The following is a 15,808-nucleotide window of genomic DNA, read 5'->3' on the forward strand; positions in this document are numbered from 1 at the left end:
TTTGGCAAATGTGGAGCCTAGGAGAATCGAACTCCTGACATTCTGCTTGCAAAGCAGACGCTCTACCAACTGAGCTAAGGCCCCGTATTCAATTTTGAAGTTTCCACTCCAAGATCAATTCATCCGAATCAATCAAAAAGAATTAGCGGAAAGTTTTCACTTTCCGCCACTTTCTTTTGTGGAGCCTAGGAGAATCGAACTCCTGACATTCTGCTTGCAAAGCAGACGCTCTACCAACTGAGCTAAGGCCCCAAAAGCTTTAGGAAACTTTATCGGCTACCTGATGCCAGGTTTCCTTCGTTTCCGACGAAGCCTTCGCTTTCTTGACCAAGACTACTGCAGCAGCCGCGATCGATGCGAGAACCAGGAACTTTTTCATTACTCCCTCTTTCTCTCCAGCAAGGTTTCCGTGGGCGTACCAAGACTTGAACTTGGGACCTCTTCGTTATCAGCGAAGCGCTCTAACCGCCTGAGCTATACGCCCTTGCTTTTGTTTTTGTTCCCTTCGGAACGAAATAAAACTTTACCGGTGTTCTCCCAAAGATACAAATCGAGCCCGGGTGTCATGCATCACAGCATGAATCCCGGGCTCGACTTGGGGTGTTCCTAGTCGTCGGTGAGGGTCACTCCGGCTCCGCCGACCAGTGAAGCAGCAATGTTGTACAGCACCGCGCCAAGCATGGAGACCACGGAAATTACCACTACGTTCACCACTGCGATGATCGTCGCGTAGGAAGCCACCTGGCCTAGCGACATGGTGTCGCGCAGGTCGAAGTTGCCGTCGGCGCCAATGGCCTCGCGCATCAGCTGGTTGAACGCATCAAAGGTTCCGGTCAGATCCAAGACAGCCCAGATGCCCACGGCGGCAACCACGGTGATCACACCGAAAGCTACCGAGAGCAGGAAGGCCAGCTTCAGAACCGAGAAAGGCTCCACCTTGGAAACCAGCAGGCGGGCCTTGCGGACCTTTGCCTTGGGCGCTGGACGAACCAGGCGATCCTGGCCATTGGCCGGACGCTGCTGGCTGGTTGGGCGCTGCGGCGCTCCTGTCGGGCGCTGGCCCGCTGGACGTGCCTGGCCTGCTGCTGGTCGTGCGCCGGCGCTAGCCGGACGGGCGCCAGTACCGGTCGGAGCTGGACGCTTTACCTGGGTAGGTCGCGGCGCTGCGCTCTTCGGGGCACCGCCGCTGGGGCGTGGCGTCGAGGGCGTGCTCATGCGTTACCTCCGTTAGTGTTGTCATCATTTTCCGCGCCGGATTCGTTTTCTGGCACAGCCGATGACTCATCGATCGTGTTTTCTGCGTCCAACGTTACGGCATCTTCCTCCAAGTTCTCTTCGAGCTCAGTCTCAGAGTTCTTGGCAACCGCAAGGATCCGGTCCTTCTTGTCCGGCTTGGCGAAGATGACGCCCATCGTGTCGCGGCCCTTGGAAGGAACCTGCGAAACGGCCGAGCGGACCACCTTGCCCGAGCCCATCACCACCAAGACCTCATCGGTCTCGTCGACGATCAGCGCGCCAACCAGCTCACCGCGTTCCTCGTTGAGCTTGGCCACCTTAATGCCCAAACCACCGCGGGATTGCACACGGTATTCCTCGACGGTGGTGCGCTTGGCGTAGCCCTCGTTGGTCACGGTGAAGACATAGGAGCCTTCGCGGACCACATCGGCTGCCAGCAGTTCATCGTCTTCGCGGAACTTCATACCGGTCACGCCCGAGGTTGCACGGCCCATGGGGCGCAGCGCGGTATCGGTGGCGGTGAAGCGGACCGACTGGCCCTTGCGTGAGACGAGCATCACGTCATCGGATTCGCTGACCAGCTGCGCGGAGACCAGTTCATCGTCCTCGCGCAGGTTGATCGCGATCACGCCGGCGGTGCGGTTGGTGTCGTAATCCTCCAGGCGGGTCTTCTTGACCAAGCCGTTGCGGGTAGCCAGCATCAGGTAGGCCGCATCCTGGTAGGTGCGCAGGTCCAGCACCTGGGCAATGTGCTCGTCCGGCTGGAAGGCCATCACGTTGGCTACGTGCTGGCCCTTGGCATCGCGGCCGGCCTCGGCCAGCTCGTAGCACTTGGTGCGGTAAACCCGGCCGTGGTTGGTGAAGAACAGCAGCCAGTTGTGGGTCGAGGTGACGAAGAATTGCTCCACCACGTCGTCCCCGCGCAGGTTCGCGCCCTTGATGCCCTTGCCGCCACGTGCCTGCGAACGGTAGTTGTCGATGCGGGTGCGCTTGACGTAGCCGCCGCGGGTGATGGTGACGACCATTTCCTCTTCGGGAATCAGGTCTTCGACGCTCATGTCGCCGTCGTAGCCCATCAGCACCTTGGTACGGCGCTCGTCCCCGTGCTTGTCGACGATTTCCTGCAGTTCTTCGGAGACGATCTGGCGCTGGCGTGCCGGATCGGCGATGATCGCCTGGAATTCGGCGATCATGCGCTCGAGCTCGGCATGGCGATCCTGGATCTTCTGGCGCTCGAGGGCGGCCAGGCGGCGCAGCTGCATGTCGAGGATGGCGCGGGACTGCGCCTCGTCGATGTCCAGCAGCTCCATCAGCCCGTCGCGCGCCGCCTCGGTGGTAGCCGAGCGGCGAATCAGGGCGATGACCTCGTCCAGGGCATCCAGGGCCTTGAGCAGGCCGCGCAGGATGTGGGCTTCTTCCTCGGCCTTCTTCAGGCGGTATTCAGTACGGCGGACGATCACTTCGATCTGGTGGGTGACCCAGTGGCGGATGAATCCATCCAGCGGCAGGGTGCGCGGCACCCCGTCGACGATCGCGAGCATGTTGGCCGAGAAGTTGGACTGCAGCTCGGTGTGCTTGTACAGGTTGTTCAGCACTACCTTGGCCACGGCATCGCGCTTGAGCACGATGACCAGGCGCTGGCCGGTGCGGCCCGAGGTCTCGTCGCGCATGTCGGCGATGCCGGCGATCTTGCCGTCGCGGACCAGTTCGGCGATCTTCACCGCGAGGTTATCCGGGTTGGCCATGTACGGCAGTTCGGTGACCACCAGGCAGGTGCGTCCCTGGATTTCCTCCACGTTGACCACTGCGCGCATGGTGATCGAGCCGCGGCCGGTGCGGTAGGCATCGGCGATGCCCTTGGTGCCCAGGATCATGGCGCCGGATGGGAAGTCCGGGCCCTTCACGCGCAGCATCAGCTCGGCGAGCAGCTCCTCGCGCGAAACTTCCGGGTTCTTCAAGTACCACTGCACGCCCTCGGCGACTTCGCGCAGGTTGTGCGGCGGGATGTTGGTGGCCATGCCCACGGCGATGCCGGAGGAGCCGTTGACCAAAAGGTTGGGGAAACGCGCCGGAAGAACCGTTGGTTCCTGGTTCTTGCCGTCGTAGTTGTCCTGGAAATCAACGGTGTTCTCGTTGATGTCGCGGACCATTTCCATGGCCAGCGGGGCCATCTTGGTTTCGGTGTAACGCTGGGCGGCGGCGCCGTCGTTGCCCGGGGAGCCGAAGTTGCCCTGGCCCAGGGCCAGCGGGTAGCGCATGACCCAGTCCTGGATCAGGCGGACCAGCGCATCGTAGATCGCGGTGTCGCCGTGCGGGTGGTACTGGCCCATGACTTCGCCGACCACGCGGGCGCACTTGTTGTACGAGCGCTCAGGGCGGTAGCCGCCGTCGTACATTGCGTACAGCACGCGGCGGTGCACCGGCTTCAGGCCATCGCGCACATCCGGCAGCGCGCGGCCGACAATAACGGCCATGGCGTAGTCGAGGTACGAACGCTGCATTTCGGTCTGCAGGTCGATCTGGTCGATGCGACCGCCTTCTGGGACCGGCTCGATGATCTCGCCGTCCATTGGTGCGTTCTCAGGGGTTTGCTCGTCGCTCAATTTCTTCCCTTACAAGTCAAAAAAGTCTTCGGTGGATATCTGTGGTGGCGGCGGCCGGCTAGATATCCAGGAAGCGCACGTCCTTGGCGTTCTGCTGGATGAAGTTACGGCGGGACTCGACGTCCTCGCCCATCAGCACGGAGAACACCTCGTCCGCGGCGGCCGCGTCATCCATGGTGACCTGGCGCAGCGTACGGTGCTCCGGATCCATGGTGGTGTCCCACAGTTCCGAGTAGTCCATCTCGCCCAGGCCCTTGTAGCGCTGGATGCCGTTGTCCTTGGGCAGGCGCTTGTTGGCGGCCTGGCCGGCAAGCAGCTCCTGGTCGCGTTCCTTGTCGGTGAACACGTAGTCATGCGGCGCATTGGACCACTTGATGCGGTACAGCGGCGGGGCTGCCAGGTAGACGTAGCCGTGCTCGATCAGCGGGCGCATGAAGCGGAAGATCAAGGTCAGCAGCAGCGTGGTGATGTGCTGGCCGTCCACGTCGGCATCGGCCATCAGCACGATCTTGTGGTAGCGCAGCTTGGCCATGTCGAACTCTTCGCCGATGCCGGTGCCGAAGGCGGTGATCATCGCCTGCACTTCGGCATTGCCCAGCGCGCGGTCCAGGCGGGCACGTTCCACGTTCAGGATCTTGCCGCGCAGCGGCAGGATGGCCTGGGTGTGCGGGTCGCGTCCGCGCTTGGCGGAGCCGCCTGCGGAGTCGCCCTCCACGATGAACACTTCGCACTCGGCAGGGTTCTTCGAGGAGCAGTCCGAGAGCTTGCCCGGCATGCCGAAGGATTCCATCGGCGACTTGCGGCGGGCGTTGTCGCGGGCCTTGCGGGCGGCCATGCGGGCCTGCGAAGCCAGTTGGGCCTTGCGGATGATGTCGCGGGCCACGTTCGGGTTGCGCTCGAACCAGTCGCCCAGTTCCTCGTTGACCACGCCCTGGACGAAGCCTCGGGCCATCGAGTTGCCCAGCTTGGTCTTGGTCTGGCCCTCGAACTGGGGCTCGGAGAGCTTGACCGAAATCACGGCGGTCAACCCTTCGCGGGCGTCCTCGCCGGTGAGGTTGTCGTCCTTTTCGCGCAGGATCTTGTTATCGCGTGCGTAGCGGTTGAGCAGGCCGGTCAGGGCCGCGCGGAAGCCCTCTTCGTGGGTGCCGCCTTCATGGGTGTTGATGGTGTTCGCGTAGGTGTGCACGGATTCGGCGTAGGCGCTGGTCCACTGCATCGCGATTTCCAGGCTGATGCCGCGGGTAGCATCTTCGGATTCGAAGGCGATGACCTCGTCGTGGACCAGTTCGATCTTCTTGGCGGCGTTCAGGTGCTTGACGTAGTCCAGCAGGCCGTCCTTGTACAGGTAGTCCACCGTGCGCGGCTTGACTACCTGGTTCTCGATTTCCTCCTCGACCTCGGCCTCGGGCTCTTCGTTGTCCTGCACTCGCTCATCGGTGAGGGTGATGCGCAGGCCCTTGTTCAGGAAGGCCATCTGCTGGAAACGGGCGCGAAGCGTCTCGAAATCGAATTCGGTGGTCTCGAAGATTTCCGGATCCGGGTAGAAGGTCTGGCTGGTGCCGGTCAGCTCGGTTTCTTCGCCCTTGGTCAGCTCCTGGACGGTGTGGCCGCCGTTGCCGAAGCCGATGCGCCACGCATGGCCCTGGCGGCGCACGATGGTGTCGACCTTCTCGGACAGGGCGTTCACCACGGAGATGCCCACACCGTGCAGGCCGCCGGAGACCGCGTAGCCGCCGCCGCCGAACTTGCCGCCTGCGTGCAGGATGGTCATGACAACCTCTACGGTTGGCTTGCCCTCGGTTGGGTGGATGTCTACTGGGATGCCGCGGCCGTTATCTTCACAGCGCACGCCGCCATCGGCCTGCAGCGTGACGTTGATGGTGTCGCAGTAGCCAGCCAGCGCCTCATCGACGGAGTTGTCGACGACTTCGTAGACCAAGTGGTGCAGGCCTCGAGGGCCGGTGGAACCGATGTACATGCCCGGGCGTTTGCGTACCGCTTCGAGTCCTTCGAGGACGGTAATATCCTGGGCGCCGTAAGTGTGTTCGACTTTGGAAGTCATCGATTCCGCGGGGGCTTGGCTTTCAGCCGGTTCCTGCGGTGAAGCATTTTCGGTAGACACGGGTGCTACGAACTCCTCGGATTTGGCGCGCGATTGCCCGCTGCGATGGATTCAGCGCGTCAGGCAATCATGGTCTGGAGGGACACCGCCCCGGGCAAGCCCGCAGCGGAGTCATTTCACTACCTCTAATTCTACCGCGTAGACCAAAATAAACGGTGACTTTGAGGCCTAAATCGCCCACCAAAAGCTGCTAATTGACGTTCTGAGGCAGTTGGGGCGATCAAGTGTGGGGGGATCCACCCTCCGGGTCCGTGAGTGCGCCATATGCCGTGCCAGCAATTTCTACCCGTATGTGTCGCGTGGACCCCGGCCGGCCACCGAACGCATGCCATGGCGCCAGGAGGGAGCATTAGGCCCGAGCACCTTGATCACGGTGACGATCCCGGGACCCAACTCGGCATCGAATTTCTTCAGAATATCGTGGCTGAGCAGGCGCATTTGCGCAGCTCTCGCTGTTGTATCGCAGCGCATCACCACCACCGTGTCTTCAAAGGATTCCGGCTTGCAGTGCTTCGCGTTCTCCACGCCAATGATGTCGGGCCAGCGGCCGAGTACCGATCCGACCGCGACCTGGGTGTTCCAGCCGCGGGACTTGGACAAGCGGGAGACTACTTCGCCGATGGCGCGCGGATCGCGGATCGCCCCCTCGGCGGATTCCGGCTTTTCAGCGGCGAATCCGCGGCGGGCGGCTTTTCGCTTGCGCACTTTGTCTATGCGCGCCGCATCTATGCGCTTCTCGCCACGTTCTTCGGCGAGCTTCCGCATGCGGTTGAGCAGTGCTTTGGCCGCATCGATCTCTGGATCGAAGCGGTGTTCATCCCGTTCTGATGGCTCATGCATCGACAACCTGGCCAGGGGAGACCTGGAAGAAATGTCCCTTCAGTGCTTCTGGAACATCTTCGACAACGGCGGCGGTCACCAGAACCTGCTCGGCTCCGGCAACGATATGCGCCAAACGATCACGACGGGTGGTGTCCAGTTCGGCAAAGACATCATCAAGGATCAGGATGGGTCCGGAACCTGGGCGCGGATCGTCATCGCCGAAAACACGGTAGGCGGCAAGGCGCAGGGCCAGGGCAAAGGACCAGGTTTCCCCGTGCGAGGCATAGCCCTTGGCAGGGGTCGGTCCCAGGATCAGGGTCAGATCGTCCCGGTGCGGTCCAAAGAGCGAAATTCCGCGGTCGACTTCCCGACTGCGATTAACTTCAATGGCGTTCAGCAGCAGTTCCTGGATTTCTTCTTGGTCCAAGGATTCAAGGTCCTCTGCCGGAAGGCTGTATTCATCGAGTTCGCCCTCGAGCGAGGACCGGTAGACGGCGCGCGCTTCCTTCGCGCCATCGGCCAAATCCGCGTAGGCGGCCTGCATGTACGGGCGAATCAAGGCCAGGACGTCAAGGCGTCCGCGGATCAATCGAGCGCCCGTCAAGGCCAACTGCAGATCCCAGGCCTTGAGGGTGTTTTCCTGCGAGGTGCTCAGCTTGGACTTGCCGCGGATGGATTTGAGCAGGGCATTGCGTTGCTTCACGATGCGGTCGTAGTCGTTCTTGGTGCCGGCTTCTACCGGGCGCAGGGCTACCAGGAGCTCGTCCAAGAACTTGCGGCGGTTGGACGGGTCGCCCTTGATCAGCGCCATGTCCTCCGGGGCGAAGAGCACGGTGCGCACCATGCCCAGGATCTCCCGAGCGCGAACCGGGTTGGCCCGGTTGATGCGGGCACGATTGATCTTGCCACTGGTGATTTCGACCTCGATCACTGTGGTTTGCGGGCCGCGATGCACGGTGCCGCGGATCAGCGCGCGCTCAGAACCGAAATGCAGCAAAGGGGCGTCATTGCTCACGCGATGCGAAGAGAGATTGGCCAAATAGCCAACGGACTCAACGATATTGGTTTTGCCGACGCCGTTGGGGCCGATCAGAACGTTGATCCCAGGGGCCAGGTGCACGTCGGCCTGCGCATACGAGCGGAAGCCCGTGAGTGAAAGCTGCGAGATATACACCGAGGTCCTGACAGAAAGAAGGTGGTGGATGGCTTTAGCCATCCACCACGAAATTGGCTTAGTTCGAGTTGGGCAACCGAACCGGCATCACGAGGTAGCGATACTGGTCCTGGTCATCCTCATCCAGCTTCTTCTGGCCGGTCAGCATGGCCGGCTTGGGCGCACTGGTGAAGGAGAAGCGCACGAAATCGGTATTGAAGGAGTTCAGGCCTTCGGACAAGAAGGTCGGGTTGAAGGCAACGACGATGTCTTCGCCGCGAAGAGACGCAACAATAGCTTCTTCAGCCTGCGCGTCTTCGCCGGTGCCAGCATCCAAGGTCAGCTGGCCATCGGTAAAAGCCATGCGAACTGGGGTATTGCGTTCGGCAACCACCGATACACGACGAACAGCTTCCATCAGCTCGCTGGTGCGAACGGTGGCATGGATTGGGGTGTCGCTTGGGAACAGCGAGCGGATCTTCGGGTATTCGCCATTGATCAGCAGCGAAGTGGTCCGGCGGTTGGAGCTTTCGAAGCCAACCATTTCTCCGTTCTCGCTCATTGCAAGCTTCAGCTCGCCAGAGCTCGAGAGAGTCTTGGCAACTTCGTTGAGGGTCTTGGCTTTGATCAGGAAGGAGGTCGAGATTTCTGCCTGGTTCGGAGTCCAATTGAGTTCACGCAGAGCCAGACGGTAGCGGTCCGTGGCCAAGAATGTGATCAGGTCATTTTCAATTTCAACCTTGATGCCGGTGAGAACTGGCAAGGTGTCGTCCTTGGACGCCGCAACGATAACCTGCGATACAGCTTCGGAGAATGCTTGGCCATCGATAGTGCCGGCGATAGCTGGAAGTTCAGGCAGGGTTGGGTATTCATCAACTGGCATGGTGGCCAGGTGGAATCGTGAACGGCCACAGGTCAGCGAGATCTTCGAGCCTTCGGTCTCCAAGGTGACCGTCGAGTTAGGCAGCGATCGGGTGATCTCAGCCAAGAGCTTGCCGGAAACCAAGATCGAACCCTGCTCAGAAATGTCCGCGGGAATCTCAATATGCGAGGAAATCTCATAGTCGAATCCCTCGAGCCGAACCAGGCCTTCATGGGTGGTGATGAGAATGCCAGCCAAAACAGGTGATGGTGGTCGCTGTGCCAGGGACCGGGCAGTCCAGGATACGGCGTCTGCCAATACATCCTTTTCAACGCTGAACTTCACGAAAAATCCGCCTTTCGGAACCCATAAGTCTTAAGTCAGGCCAAGAAGGTTGTTCCCTCGCCAAGTTCTTAAGCATAGAGCAGGTAATTGCACGTTTTATCCATCTAATCTTGCCACGCCCTGATAGCGCAACGTCTGCTCAATGAACGAAGTGTGGACGATGCAACAAAAAATTGTTCTGCACAGGATTTGGCTCGAGGGTGTGGAGTGGACTCGTTATTTGGATGATTAAGGGTTTAAAGGAGAAGTGTTAATAACCCTTGTGGATACTGTGGATAAGGCCTGTAACCCCAGACCCGCCCACGATTGTGCATGTGAACAATCTGTGGTTGAACATGAGACTCAGTTCCATCATCCTGTTGATACTCAGTTCCATGATTTTTAACGTCCACATGGTTTGCGCACTTATCCGCAGGTCGTCACCAAATCATCCACAGTCTTATCCACACCTGTGATTTCTCGCCGCTAGTGCTCCCGCTGGCTCTGCTTAATCCGGTTGGTTAGCTCGGTGACCTGATTAAAGATCGCTCGACGCTCGGCCATGAGCTCACGGATCTTACGATCCGCGTGAATCACGGTGGTGTGGTCGCGGCCGCCAAGTTCTGCACCAATCTTCGGCAGCGACATGTCGGTAAGCTCACGCAGCAAGTACATGGCGATCTGGCGCGCGGTGACCAAAGTACGAGTTCGCGACTTGCTGTTCAGCTCATCAATACTCAGTCCGAAGTACTCTGCGGTCTGCTTGATGATGGTCGACGGCGTGATTTCCTGGGCCCCGTCTTCGCTGATCAAGTCCTTGAGCACGGTTTCGGCCAATGCAAGGTCCACGGGCTGGTTATTCAGCGACGCGAAAGCGGTGACACGGATCAAAGCACCTTCGAGTTCCCGGATATTCGTGGAAATACGCGAAGCAATGTACTCCATGACATCACTTGGAGCTGAAAGATTTTCGGCGTCGGCCTTCTTACGCAAAATCGCAATACGCGTCTCCAGCTCTGGTGGCTGAATATCGGTCAGCAGGCCCCACTCGAAGCGCGAACGCATCCGGTCTTCGAATCCCTGCAGCTGCTTGGGAGGCAGATCAGAGGTGATGACAACCTGCTTGTTGTGGTTGTGCAGCGCATTGAAGGTATGGAAGAACTCTTCCTGGGTAGCGTCCTTGTTGGCCAAGAACTGAATGTCGTCAATGAGCAGAATGTCGACGTTGCGGTAAGTCTGCTTGAAACTTGCGCCCTCGTCGTCGCGGATCGAGTTGATGAAATCATTGGTGAACTCTTCGGAGTTCACGTAGCGCACGCGGATGCCCTTGTAGAGATGGCGTGCGTAGTGGCCAATGGCATGCAGCAAGTGAGTCTTGCCCAGACCTGAATCACCATAGATGAACAGCGGGTTGTAGGCCTTGGCCGGCGCTTCGGCAACAGCAACGGCTGCGGCGTGGGCAAAGCGGTTCGATGAGCCGATCACGAAGGTGTCGAAAATGTACTTCGGGTTCAGCCGGCCGAACTCCTGCGAATTCGATGGGGGAGTTGGCTGCGGTGCTGGCTGGGGGCGCGGACCAGGAGTCTCAACGACTGCTGGAGCTGACGGCGCGGCGGCTTTGGCTTCAGGCTCATCTTCTTCGAGCTCATCCGAGAGCGAGAGATCAACGCTGACGGCGCAACGGATCTCGTCCTGGAAGACTTCTCGCAGTGCTTCATCCAGCGGCTCGCGCAGCTGAGTCTGCAGAATATCGCGGGTGAGGTCATTGGGTACCGCAACTAAGAGCGTCGTACCGATTAGTCCCTGAGGTTTAGCCAGCGATACGAAGGCACGGTAACGCGCCTTGACGCGATCATCATCCTCGATCTTCCGGATGACTTGGCGCCAAGAGCTACCAATGCTATTGGTTTCGTCGCTGCTCACTAAGGGCGCCCCGCTTCCGTTTAAATGCAATCTTGGTCACAAGAATCCTGTTTCCAGGCTTCTAAAACGTCGTTTTCTGGACCACGTCTGCATTGATTCTATCCATCATCCACACAGTTATGCACAGCTCCGTGGAAAAACCGGGTGTTATTACTGTGGAAAACGGGTTTTCGCTTGAAATCAAGCGTTTTTCGCTGCGAGATGACTAGCTGCTTTGCGGAAAACTGTGAATTTTCTTTCGTTATGCACAGCCTTAATCCACAAGTTTGGGGTAGATTATTCACAGGCCGACTCTCGAAGCGGGGAGCATGGGCAGAACTCGTGCGCCAATTTGACCTTGCGCGCATAGTTTTCTATTGTTATTCAGTCCTATGCGCATCTTTTTGCGACTTGCTCATTTTTGGAAGAGCCCGCGAAAAAAGCGCATTTTATAAAAAGCACGAGCGTCATCCTGTTGTTATCCAGCTAGCTAGTAACGGGTAGTACGCATCATCTAAAACGTTTTGGAGTGTCACCGTGAGCAAGCGGACTTTTCAGCCTAACAACCGTCGTCGTTCGAAGAAGCATGGCTTCCGCCTTCGTATGCGTACCCGTGCAGGTCGTGCCATCCTTTCGGCACGTCGCGGCAAGGGTCGCACCGAGCTGTCCGCATAAATTTGCGAAACAGCTCTTGGCAGCATGACTTCAACGAGCTCAGCTAAAGAGCAACCCGAAGCCGATGTTGCCTAAGAATCAGCGACTGCGCCTAGCGCAAGACCTTACAGCCACTGTACGTTCCGGCGTCCGAAGCGGACGCCGGAACGTCGTGCTATATGCACGGCACCGAGAAACCGAAGAGTTCCTTGGTGACAGGTTTGGATTCATTGTTTCCAAGGCTGTAGGTATTGCCGTTAAAAGGAATCTCACCAAACGACGAATGCGGGAAATCGCCCACGAGCTGCGGCGCGTGGACGGCGACGTCGATTTCGTCTTCCGTGCACTTCCTGGCGCCGCCGAACTCTCTTGGGAAGAACTCAACTCCCAGGTCAATTCAGCCTTCTCCGCTGTTTTGCGCAAGATTGAGGCGCGCTGATGCGTAAGGACTTAGCTCCGCGTACCGGTTTGCTGTGGTTCATCATCGATATCCCACGCAACATCGTTATCGGGCTGCTCAAGACTTACCGAAAACTCATCTCGCCACTATATGGCGATGTATGCCGATACTTTCCTAGCTGTTCTGCCTATGGGCTCGAAGCAGTGACTCAGCACGGCGTTGTCAAAGGCGCCGGATTGACCACTTGGCGGATTCTCCGATGCAATCCGTGGTCCCACGGAGGCGTCGACCACGTTCCTGAGGGACCGAGGATTTGGCCAGAAGGCAAACTGCCGAGGATCATAGTTCTGAATCATCCTGTGATTCCCGACGATGAAGACGCCGCGGAAAGCGGCCGCAAGGAGCTCGACCACTGATGAACAACTTCCTAGACACGATACTGACTCCGTTTACGTACGTAGTCTCGTGGGTTCTGTGGGCATTCCACGAACTGTTCACCGCGATTGGAATGAACGGGGATTCGGGTGTTACCTGGACCTTGTCGATCATCTTCCTCGTGCTGCTGATCCGTACTTTGCTGATCCCAGTGTTCGTCAAGCAGATCAAGTCCCAGCGCGCGATGCAGGCACTGCAGCCTGATCTGCGCAAGCTGCAGGCCAAGTACAAGGGCAAGACCGACCAGATGTCGCGCCAGGCTATGGTTCAGGAGCAGCAGGCGCTGTTCAAGAAGCATAAGACCAACCCGCTGTCTTCCTGCTTGCCCCTGCTCGTGCAGATGCCGTTCTTCTTCGCGCTGTTCCGCGTTCTGAACGAAGCCTCCCGCGCCAGCGATGATGGACGTTCGATCGGCGCTCTGTCCGCTGAGCACATCCGCAGCTTCGACAATTCCTCGATCCTGGGCGCTCCGCTGTCCGAGACCTTCTTGGGCACCATCAATTCCGGTGCCATCAACTGGGCAGTGATCATCGTTGCGGTGGTCATGATCCTTGCAATGACCGCATCGCAGTTCTTCACCCAGCGACAGCTGATGACCAAGAACATGAGCAAGGAGGCCCTCGAGGGCCCGTTCATGCAGCAGCAGAAGATGATGCTGTACATCCTGCCCCTGGTCTTCGGTATCGGTGGTATCAACTTCCCAATCGGTGTGCTGATTTACTGGACCGCTTCGAACCTGTGGACCCTGGGCCAGCAGTTCTGGGTTATCCGCAACAACCCGACCCCTGGTTCGGAAGCAGAGCGCGAACTTAACGCTCGCCGCGCCGCCAAGGGCCTGCCTCCAGTAGGCGTGAAGAAGGAAGACGCTGATGCCGCTGCCGCCGCCGCGGCAGAGCAGCAGGCCAAGGGCCAGCGTGAACAGCCGCAGCGCAAGAACCGTCGAAAGAAGAAGTAGCCATGACTGCAACTGAGAACATCGACGCACCAGAACTGGAAAACCAGATCGAAGACGACCAGGAAGTTCTGGACGAGGGCGACGTCGCCGCCGACTACCTCGAAGAGCTTCTGGACATTGCAGATCTGGACGGCGATATCGACATCGAGATCCGCGGTGGCCGCACCTACATCTCGATCCTTGCTGAGGACGCAGACGCCTCGTTGGAGAGCCTCGTAGGCAAGGATGGAGAAGTCCTCGATGCCCTCCAGGAACTCACCCGGCTGGCAGTGCTCACTGCTACCGGTGAGCGTTCGCGCTTGATCCTGGATATTGCCGGCTACCGCGCAGAGCGCGCAGAACTGCTCCGCAAGATCGCTGAAGATGCTATTGCGTCGGTACGCGAAACCGGCGAGAAGACCCACTTGGATCCAATGAGCGCCTACGAGCGCAAGCTCGTGCACGACGTGATCGCCGATGCAGGACTGCACTCGGAATCCGAGGGTGAATCGACCCGACGCCATATCGTTATTTCGGTACTGGACAGCTAAGAACCATCACGCGAGAGCGTGCTGATCGACCTAAGGACCAACGACCATGACTGAGGACCTCAGCCTTACTGCAGAAGAGACCCTGGCTGCCGAGAAGATCTTCGGTGACCGCCTGGATCTTGCCAAGCGCTATGTGGAGCATCTGGCAACCTCGGGCATTGAGCGCGGGCTTCTTGGCCCACGGGAAGTACCCCGTCTGTGGTCCCGTCACGTGCTCAACTGCGCCGTGATCGAAGAGGTCATGGAGAAGGACGCCGAGGTAGCCGACGTAGGCTCCGGTGCTGGCCTTCCAGGGCTCTGCTTGGCAATTGCCCGCGCGGACCTCAAATTGACGCTTATTGAGCCTCTGGAGCGCCGTTGCATCTGGCTCTCCGAGGTTATCGATGATCTGGGTCTGGACAACGTCACCGTGATGCGTGGCCGTGCAGAGCAGATGGTCGACGTCGTCAACGCACGCTATGTCACGGCCCGTGCCGTATCTGCTCTGACCAACTTGGCTGGACTGACTATTCCATTGCTACACGGACAGGGCGAGCTCATCGCCATCAAGGGCCGCTCCGCTGTCGAAGAGATCGCTAAGGCTACCAAGGCGATCCGCAAGCTTGGCGGCAGGGAAACCGAAGTGCTCACTGTGGGCGAAAGCATCCTTGCAGAGCCAACCACGGTGGTTCGCATCAAGGTTGGCTAAGGTTGACGCGATAGTCTGTTAAATAGTTATAGAAGCGAAATGGCTTTCATCCTCATAGTTTTCGAGGATGAAGCCATTTCGCAATCTGCATGACTTGTTTTGAATGTTTCACGTGAAACATTATCGGTGCACGCCATGAGCATTAGGTGCATCAATTCACGAGGAGGAGTTTTACCTTTGTCTAAGACTAAGGATTCATCGGATAGCGCGTTTGATTTCAACGACTCGTCCTCGCCTTTGGCTACTCAGATAGCTAGTGAACATCGTCGTCGCGAAGCTTTGGAGGCCCGCAAGGTGCCAATGCCTGAGAAGACCCGCTATTTCACCATTTCCAACCAGAAGGGTGGCGTAGGCAAGACGACGACCACGGTCAACCTTGCCGCCGCCCTAGCCAAGGGCGGGCTAAACGTCCTGGTCATTGATATCGACCCGCAGGGCAACGCTTCTACCGCGCTGGGCATTGAACACCACGCTGAAGTAGACAGCATTTATGACGTGTTAATCAATGATCTTCCATTGGCTGACGTAGTAGCTACATGCCCAGACTTGCCAACCCTGCAGGTCGCTCCTGCAACCATTCACCTGGCAGGCGCTGAAATCGAGTTGGTTTCATTAGTAGCCCGCGAACAGCGCCTGCAGCGCGCCCTGGATGACTACGCGCGTACCCGCCAGCGCAAGGGGCTGCCTCGCTTGGACTACGTCTTCATCGACTGCCCGCCAAGCCTAGGCCTGCTGACCGTTAACGCCTTCGTTGCCGCTCGTGAAGTTCTCATCCCAATCCAGTGCGAGTACTATGCGCTCGAGGGCCTGAGCCAGCTACTGAAGAACATTGAAATGATCCAGAAGCATTTGAACTCCAAGCTGACGGTTTCGACGATACTGCTGACCATGTACGACGGTCGCACGAATTTGGCCGCGCAGGTCGCCAACGAAGTCCGTGAGCACTTCCCAGAGCAGGTGCTCAAGGCCGTCATCCCTCGTTCGGTACGAATCTCTGAAGCGCCGAGCTACCAGCAGACCGTCATTACTTATGATCCAAATTCGACTGGTGCATTGTCGTACTCCGAAGCAGCCGTAGAGATGGCTGAACGAGGCGCGTAAGACCTTATGAATACGTTTCAC

15 protein-coding genes and 3 tRNA genes are annotated in these 15,808 nt (G+C 58.6%); 7 read left to right on the forward strand and 11 right to left on the reverse strand.

Annotated features, from left to right (window positions below; genetic code table 11):
- Positions 1 to 11: 11 nt before the first annotated feature.
- The 11 genes from ACIOJF_RS06810 to dnaA all read right to left on the reverse strand — a co-directional run bounded on the left by ACIOJF_RS06810 (position 12) and on the right by dnaA (position 11,045).
- A tRNA-Ala gene (locus tag ACIOJF_RS06810) sits at positions 12 to 84 on the reverse strand.
- A gap of 95 nt (positions 85 to 179) precedes the next feature.
- Positions 180 to 252: transfer RNA gene (locus ACIOJF_RS06815), tRNA-Ala, on the reverse strand.
- 7 nt (positions 253 to 259) lie between these two features.
- Positions 260 to 379 carry a DLW-39 family protein gene (locus ACIOJF_RS06820; RefSeq protein ID WP_219844366.1) on the reverse strand — a complete coding sequence of 40 codons (120 nt, stop codon included), beginning with the start codon at positions 377 to 379 and terminating at the stop codon, positions 260 to 262.
- A 31-nt stretch (positions 380 to 410) separates the two neighbouring features.
- Positions 411 to 484, reverse strand: a tRNA-Ile gene (locus tag ACIOJF_RS06825).
- A gap of 122 nt (positions 485 to 606) precedes the next feature.
- Entirely contained in the window at positions 607 to 1,215 is a 609-nt protein-coding gene (locus tag ACIOJF_RS06830) for a DUF3566 domain-containing protein (protein ID WP_105658687.1), read from the reverse strand.
- A complete protein-coding gene (gene gyrA / locus ACIOJF_RS06835) occupies positions 1,212 to 3,839 on the reverse strand; it encodes a DNA gyrase subunit A (RefSeq protein ID WP_402741389.1) in 2,628 nt (875 codons plus the stop codon). Before gyrA ends, ACIOJF_RS06830 begins: the two co-directional genes overlap by 4 nt.
- Before the next feature lie 58 nt (positions 3,840 to 3,897).
- The gene (gene gyrB, locus ACIOJF_RS06840; RefSeq protein ID WP_402741640.1) at positions 3,898 to 5,901 is read right to left on the reverse strand and encodes a DNA topoisomerase (ATP-hydrolyzing) subunit B; all 2,004 of its coding nucleotides are present in this window, start codon (positions 5,899 to 5,901) and stop codon (positions 3,898 to 3,900) included.
- Positions 5,902 to 6,243: 342 nt separating this feature from the next.
- Positions 6,244 to 6,801, reverse strand: coding sequence for a DciA family protein (locus ACIOJF_RS06845; protein ID WP_402741390.1), 558 nt, complete (start codon positions 6,799 to 6,801; stop codon positions 6,244 to 6,246).
- Positions 6,794 to 7,957 (reverse strand): DNA replication/repair protein RecF, encoded by a 1,164-nt coding sequence (gene recF / locus ACIOJF_RS06850; protein ID WP_402741391.1) that lies wholly within the window; start codon positions 7,955 to 7,957, stop codon positions 6,794 to 6,796. Before recF ends, ACIOJF_RS06845 begins: the two co-directional genes overlap by 8 nt.
- A gap of 58 nt (positions 7,958 to 8,015) precedes the next feature.
- Positions 8,016 to 9,143, reverse strand: coding sequence for a DNA polymerase III subunit beta (gene dnaN / locus ACIOJF_RS06855; protein WP_105658692.1), 1,128 nt, complete (start codon positions 9,141 to 9,143; stop codon positions 8,016 to 8,018).
- 465 nt (positions 9,144 to 9,608) lie between these two features.
- A complete protein-coding gene (gene dnaA / locus ACIOJF_RS06860; protein ID WP_105658693.1) occupies positions 9,609 to 11,045 on the reverse strand; it encodes a chromosomal replication initiator protein DnaA in 1,437 nt (478 codons plus the stop codon).
- Positions 11,046 to 11,561: 516 nt separating this feature from the next.
- Here dnaA and rpmH point away from each other — a divergent pair.
- The 7 genes from rpmH (at position 11,562) to ACIOJF_RS06895 (ending at position 15,787) form a co-directional block, all read left to right on the forward strand.
- Entirely contained in the window at positions 11,562 to 11,699 is a 138-nt protein-coding gene (gene rpmH, locus ACIOJF_RS06865; protein WP_075972541.1) for a 50S ribosomal protein L34, read from the forward strand.
- Between the two features lie 64 nt (positions 11,700 to 11,763).
- On the forward strand, positions 11,764 to 12,117 hold the full coding sequence (rnpA, locus tag ACIOJF_RS06870) for a ribonuclease P protein component (RefSeq protein ID WP_105658694.1): 354 nt from the start codon (positions 11,764 to 11,766) through the stop codon (positions 12,115 to 12,117).
- Positions 12,117 to 12,494, forward strand: coding sequence for a membrane protein insertion efficiency factor YidD (yidD, locus tag ACIOJF_RS06875; protein WP_105662201.1), 378 nt, complete (start codon positions 12,117 to 12,119; stop codon positions 12,492 to 12,494). Before rnpA ends, yidD begins: the two co-directional genes overlap by 1 nt.
- Positions 12,494 to 13,468, forward strand: coding sequence for a membrane protein insertase YidC (gene yidC, locus ACIOJF_RS06880; RefSeq protein ID WP_105658696.1), 975 nt, complete (start codon positions 12,494 to 12,496; stop codon positions 13,466 to 13,468). The genes yidD and yidC overlap by 1 nt, the downstream gene beginning before the upstream one ends.
- 2 nt (positions 13,469 to 13,470) lie before the next feature.
- Entirely contained in the window at positions 13,471 to 13,998 is a 528-nt protein-coding gene (locus ACIOJF_RS06885) for a R3H domain-containing nucleic acid-binding protein (protein WP_133833763.1), read from the forward strand.
- 46 nt (positions 13,999 to 14,044) lie between these two features.
- Positions 14,045 to 14,686, forward strand: coding sequence for a 16S rRNA (guanine(527)-N(7))-methyltransferase RsmG (rsmG, locus tag ACIOJF_RS06890; protein WP_105662203.1), 642 nt, complete (start codon positions 14,045 to 14,047; stop codon positions 14,684 to 14,686).
- 177 nt (positions 14,687 to 14,863) lie between these two features.
- The gene (locus ACIOJF_RS06895) at positions 14,864 to 15,787 is read left to right on the forward strand and encodes a ParA family protein (protein WP_105658699.1); all 924 of its coding nucleotides are present in this window, start codon (positions 14,864 to 14,866) and stop codon (positions 15,785 to 15,787) included.
- Positions 15,788 to 15,808 lie beyond the last annotated feature (21 nt).

Origin of the sequence: Glutamicibacter sp. NPDC087831 (assembly GCF_044742845.1) — a bacterium.
In the GTDB taxonomy this organism is placed as follows: Bacteria; Actinomycetota; Actinomycetes; order Actinomycetales; family Micrococcaceae; genus Glutamicibacter.

What these genes read in the sequence shown, in the direction of transcription:
- rsmG (WP_105662203.1), top strand. Translation starts at nt 14,045, where the DNA reads ATGACTGAGGACCTCAGCCTTACTGCAGAAGAGACCCTGGCTGCCGAG.
- ACIOJF_RS06820 (WP_219844366.1), bottom strand. Translation starts at nt 379, where the DNA reads ATGAAAAAGTTCCTGGTTCTCGCATCGATCGCGGCTGCTGCAGTAGTC.
- ACIOJF_RS06845 (WP_402741390.1), bottom strand. Translation starts at nt 6,801, where the DNA reads ATGCATGAGCCATCAGAACGGGATGAACACCGCTTCGATCCAGAGATC.
- yidC (WP_105658696.1), top strand. Translation starts at nt 12,494, where the DNA reads ATGAACAACTTCCTAGACACGATACTGACTCCGTTTACGTACGTAGTC.
- gyrB (WP_402741640.1), bottom strand. Translation starts at nt 5,901, where the DNA reads ATGACTTCCAAAGTCGAACACACTTACGGCGCCCAGGATATTACCGTC.
- ACIOJF_RS06830 (WP_105658687.1), bottom strand. Translation starts at nt 1,215, where the DNA reads ATGAGCACGCCCTCGACGCCACGCCCCAGCGGCGGTGCCCCGAAGAGC.
- yidD (WP_105662201.1), top strand. Translation starts at nt 12,117, where the DNA reads ATGCGTAAGGACTTAGCTCCGCGTACCGGTTTGCTGTGGTTCATCATC.
- ACIOJF_RS06885 (WP_133833763.1), top strand. Translation starts at nt 13,471, where the DNA reads ATGACTGCAACTGAGAACATCGACGCACCAGAACTGGAAAACCAGATC.
- rnpA (WP_105658694.1), top strand. Translation starts at nt 11,764, where the DNA reads ATGTTGCCTAAGAATCAGCGACTGCGCCTAGCGCAAGACCTTACAGCC.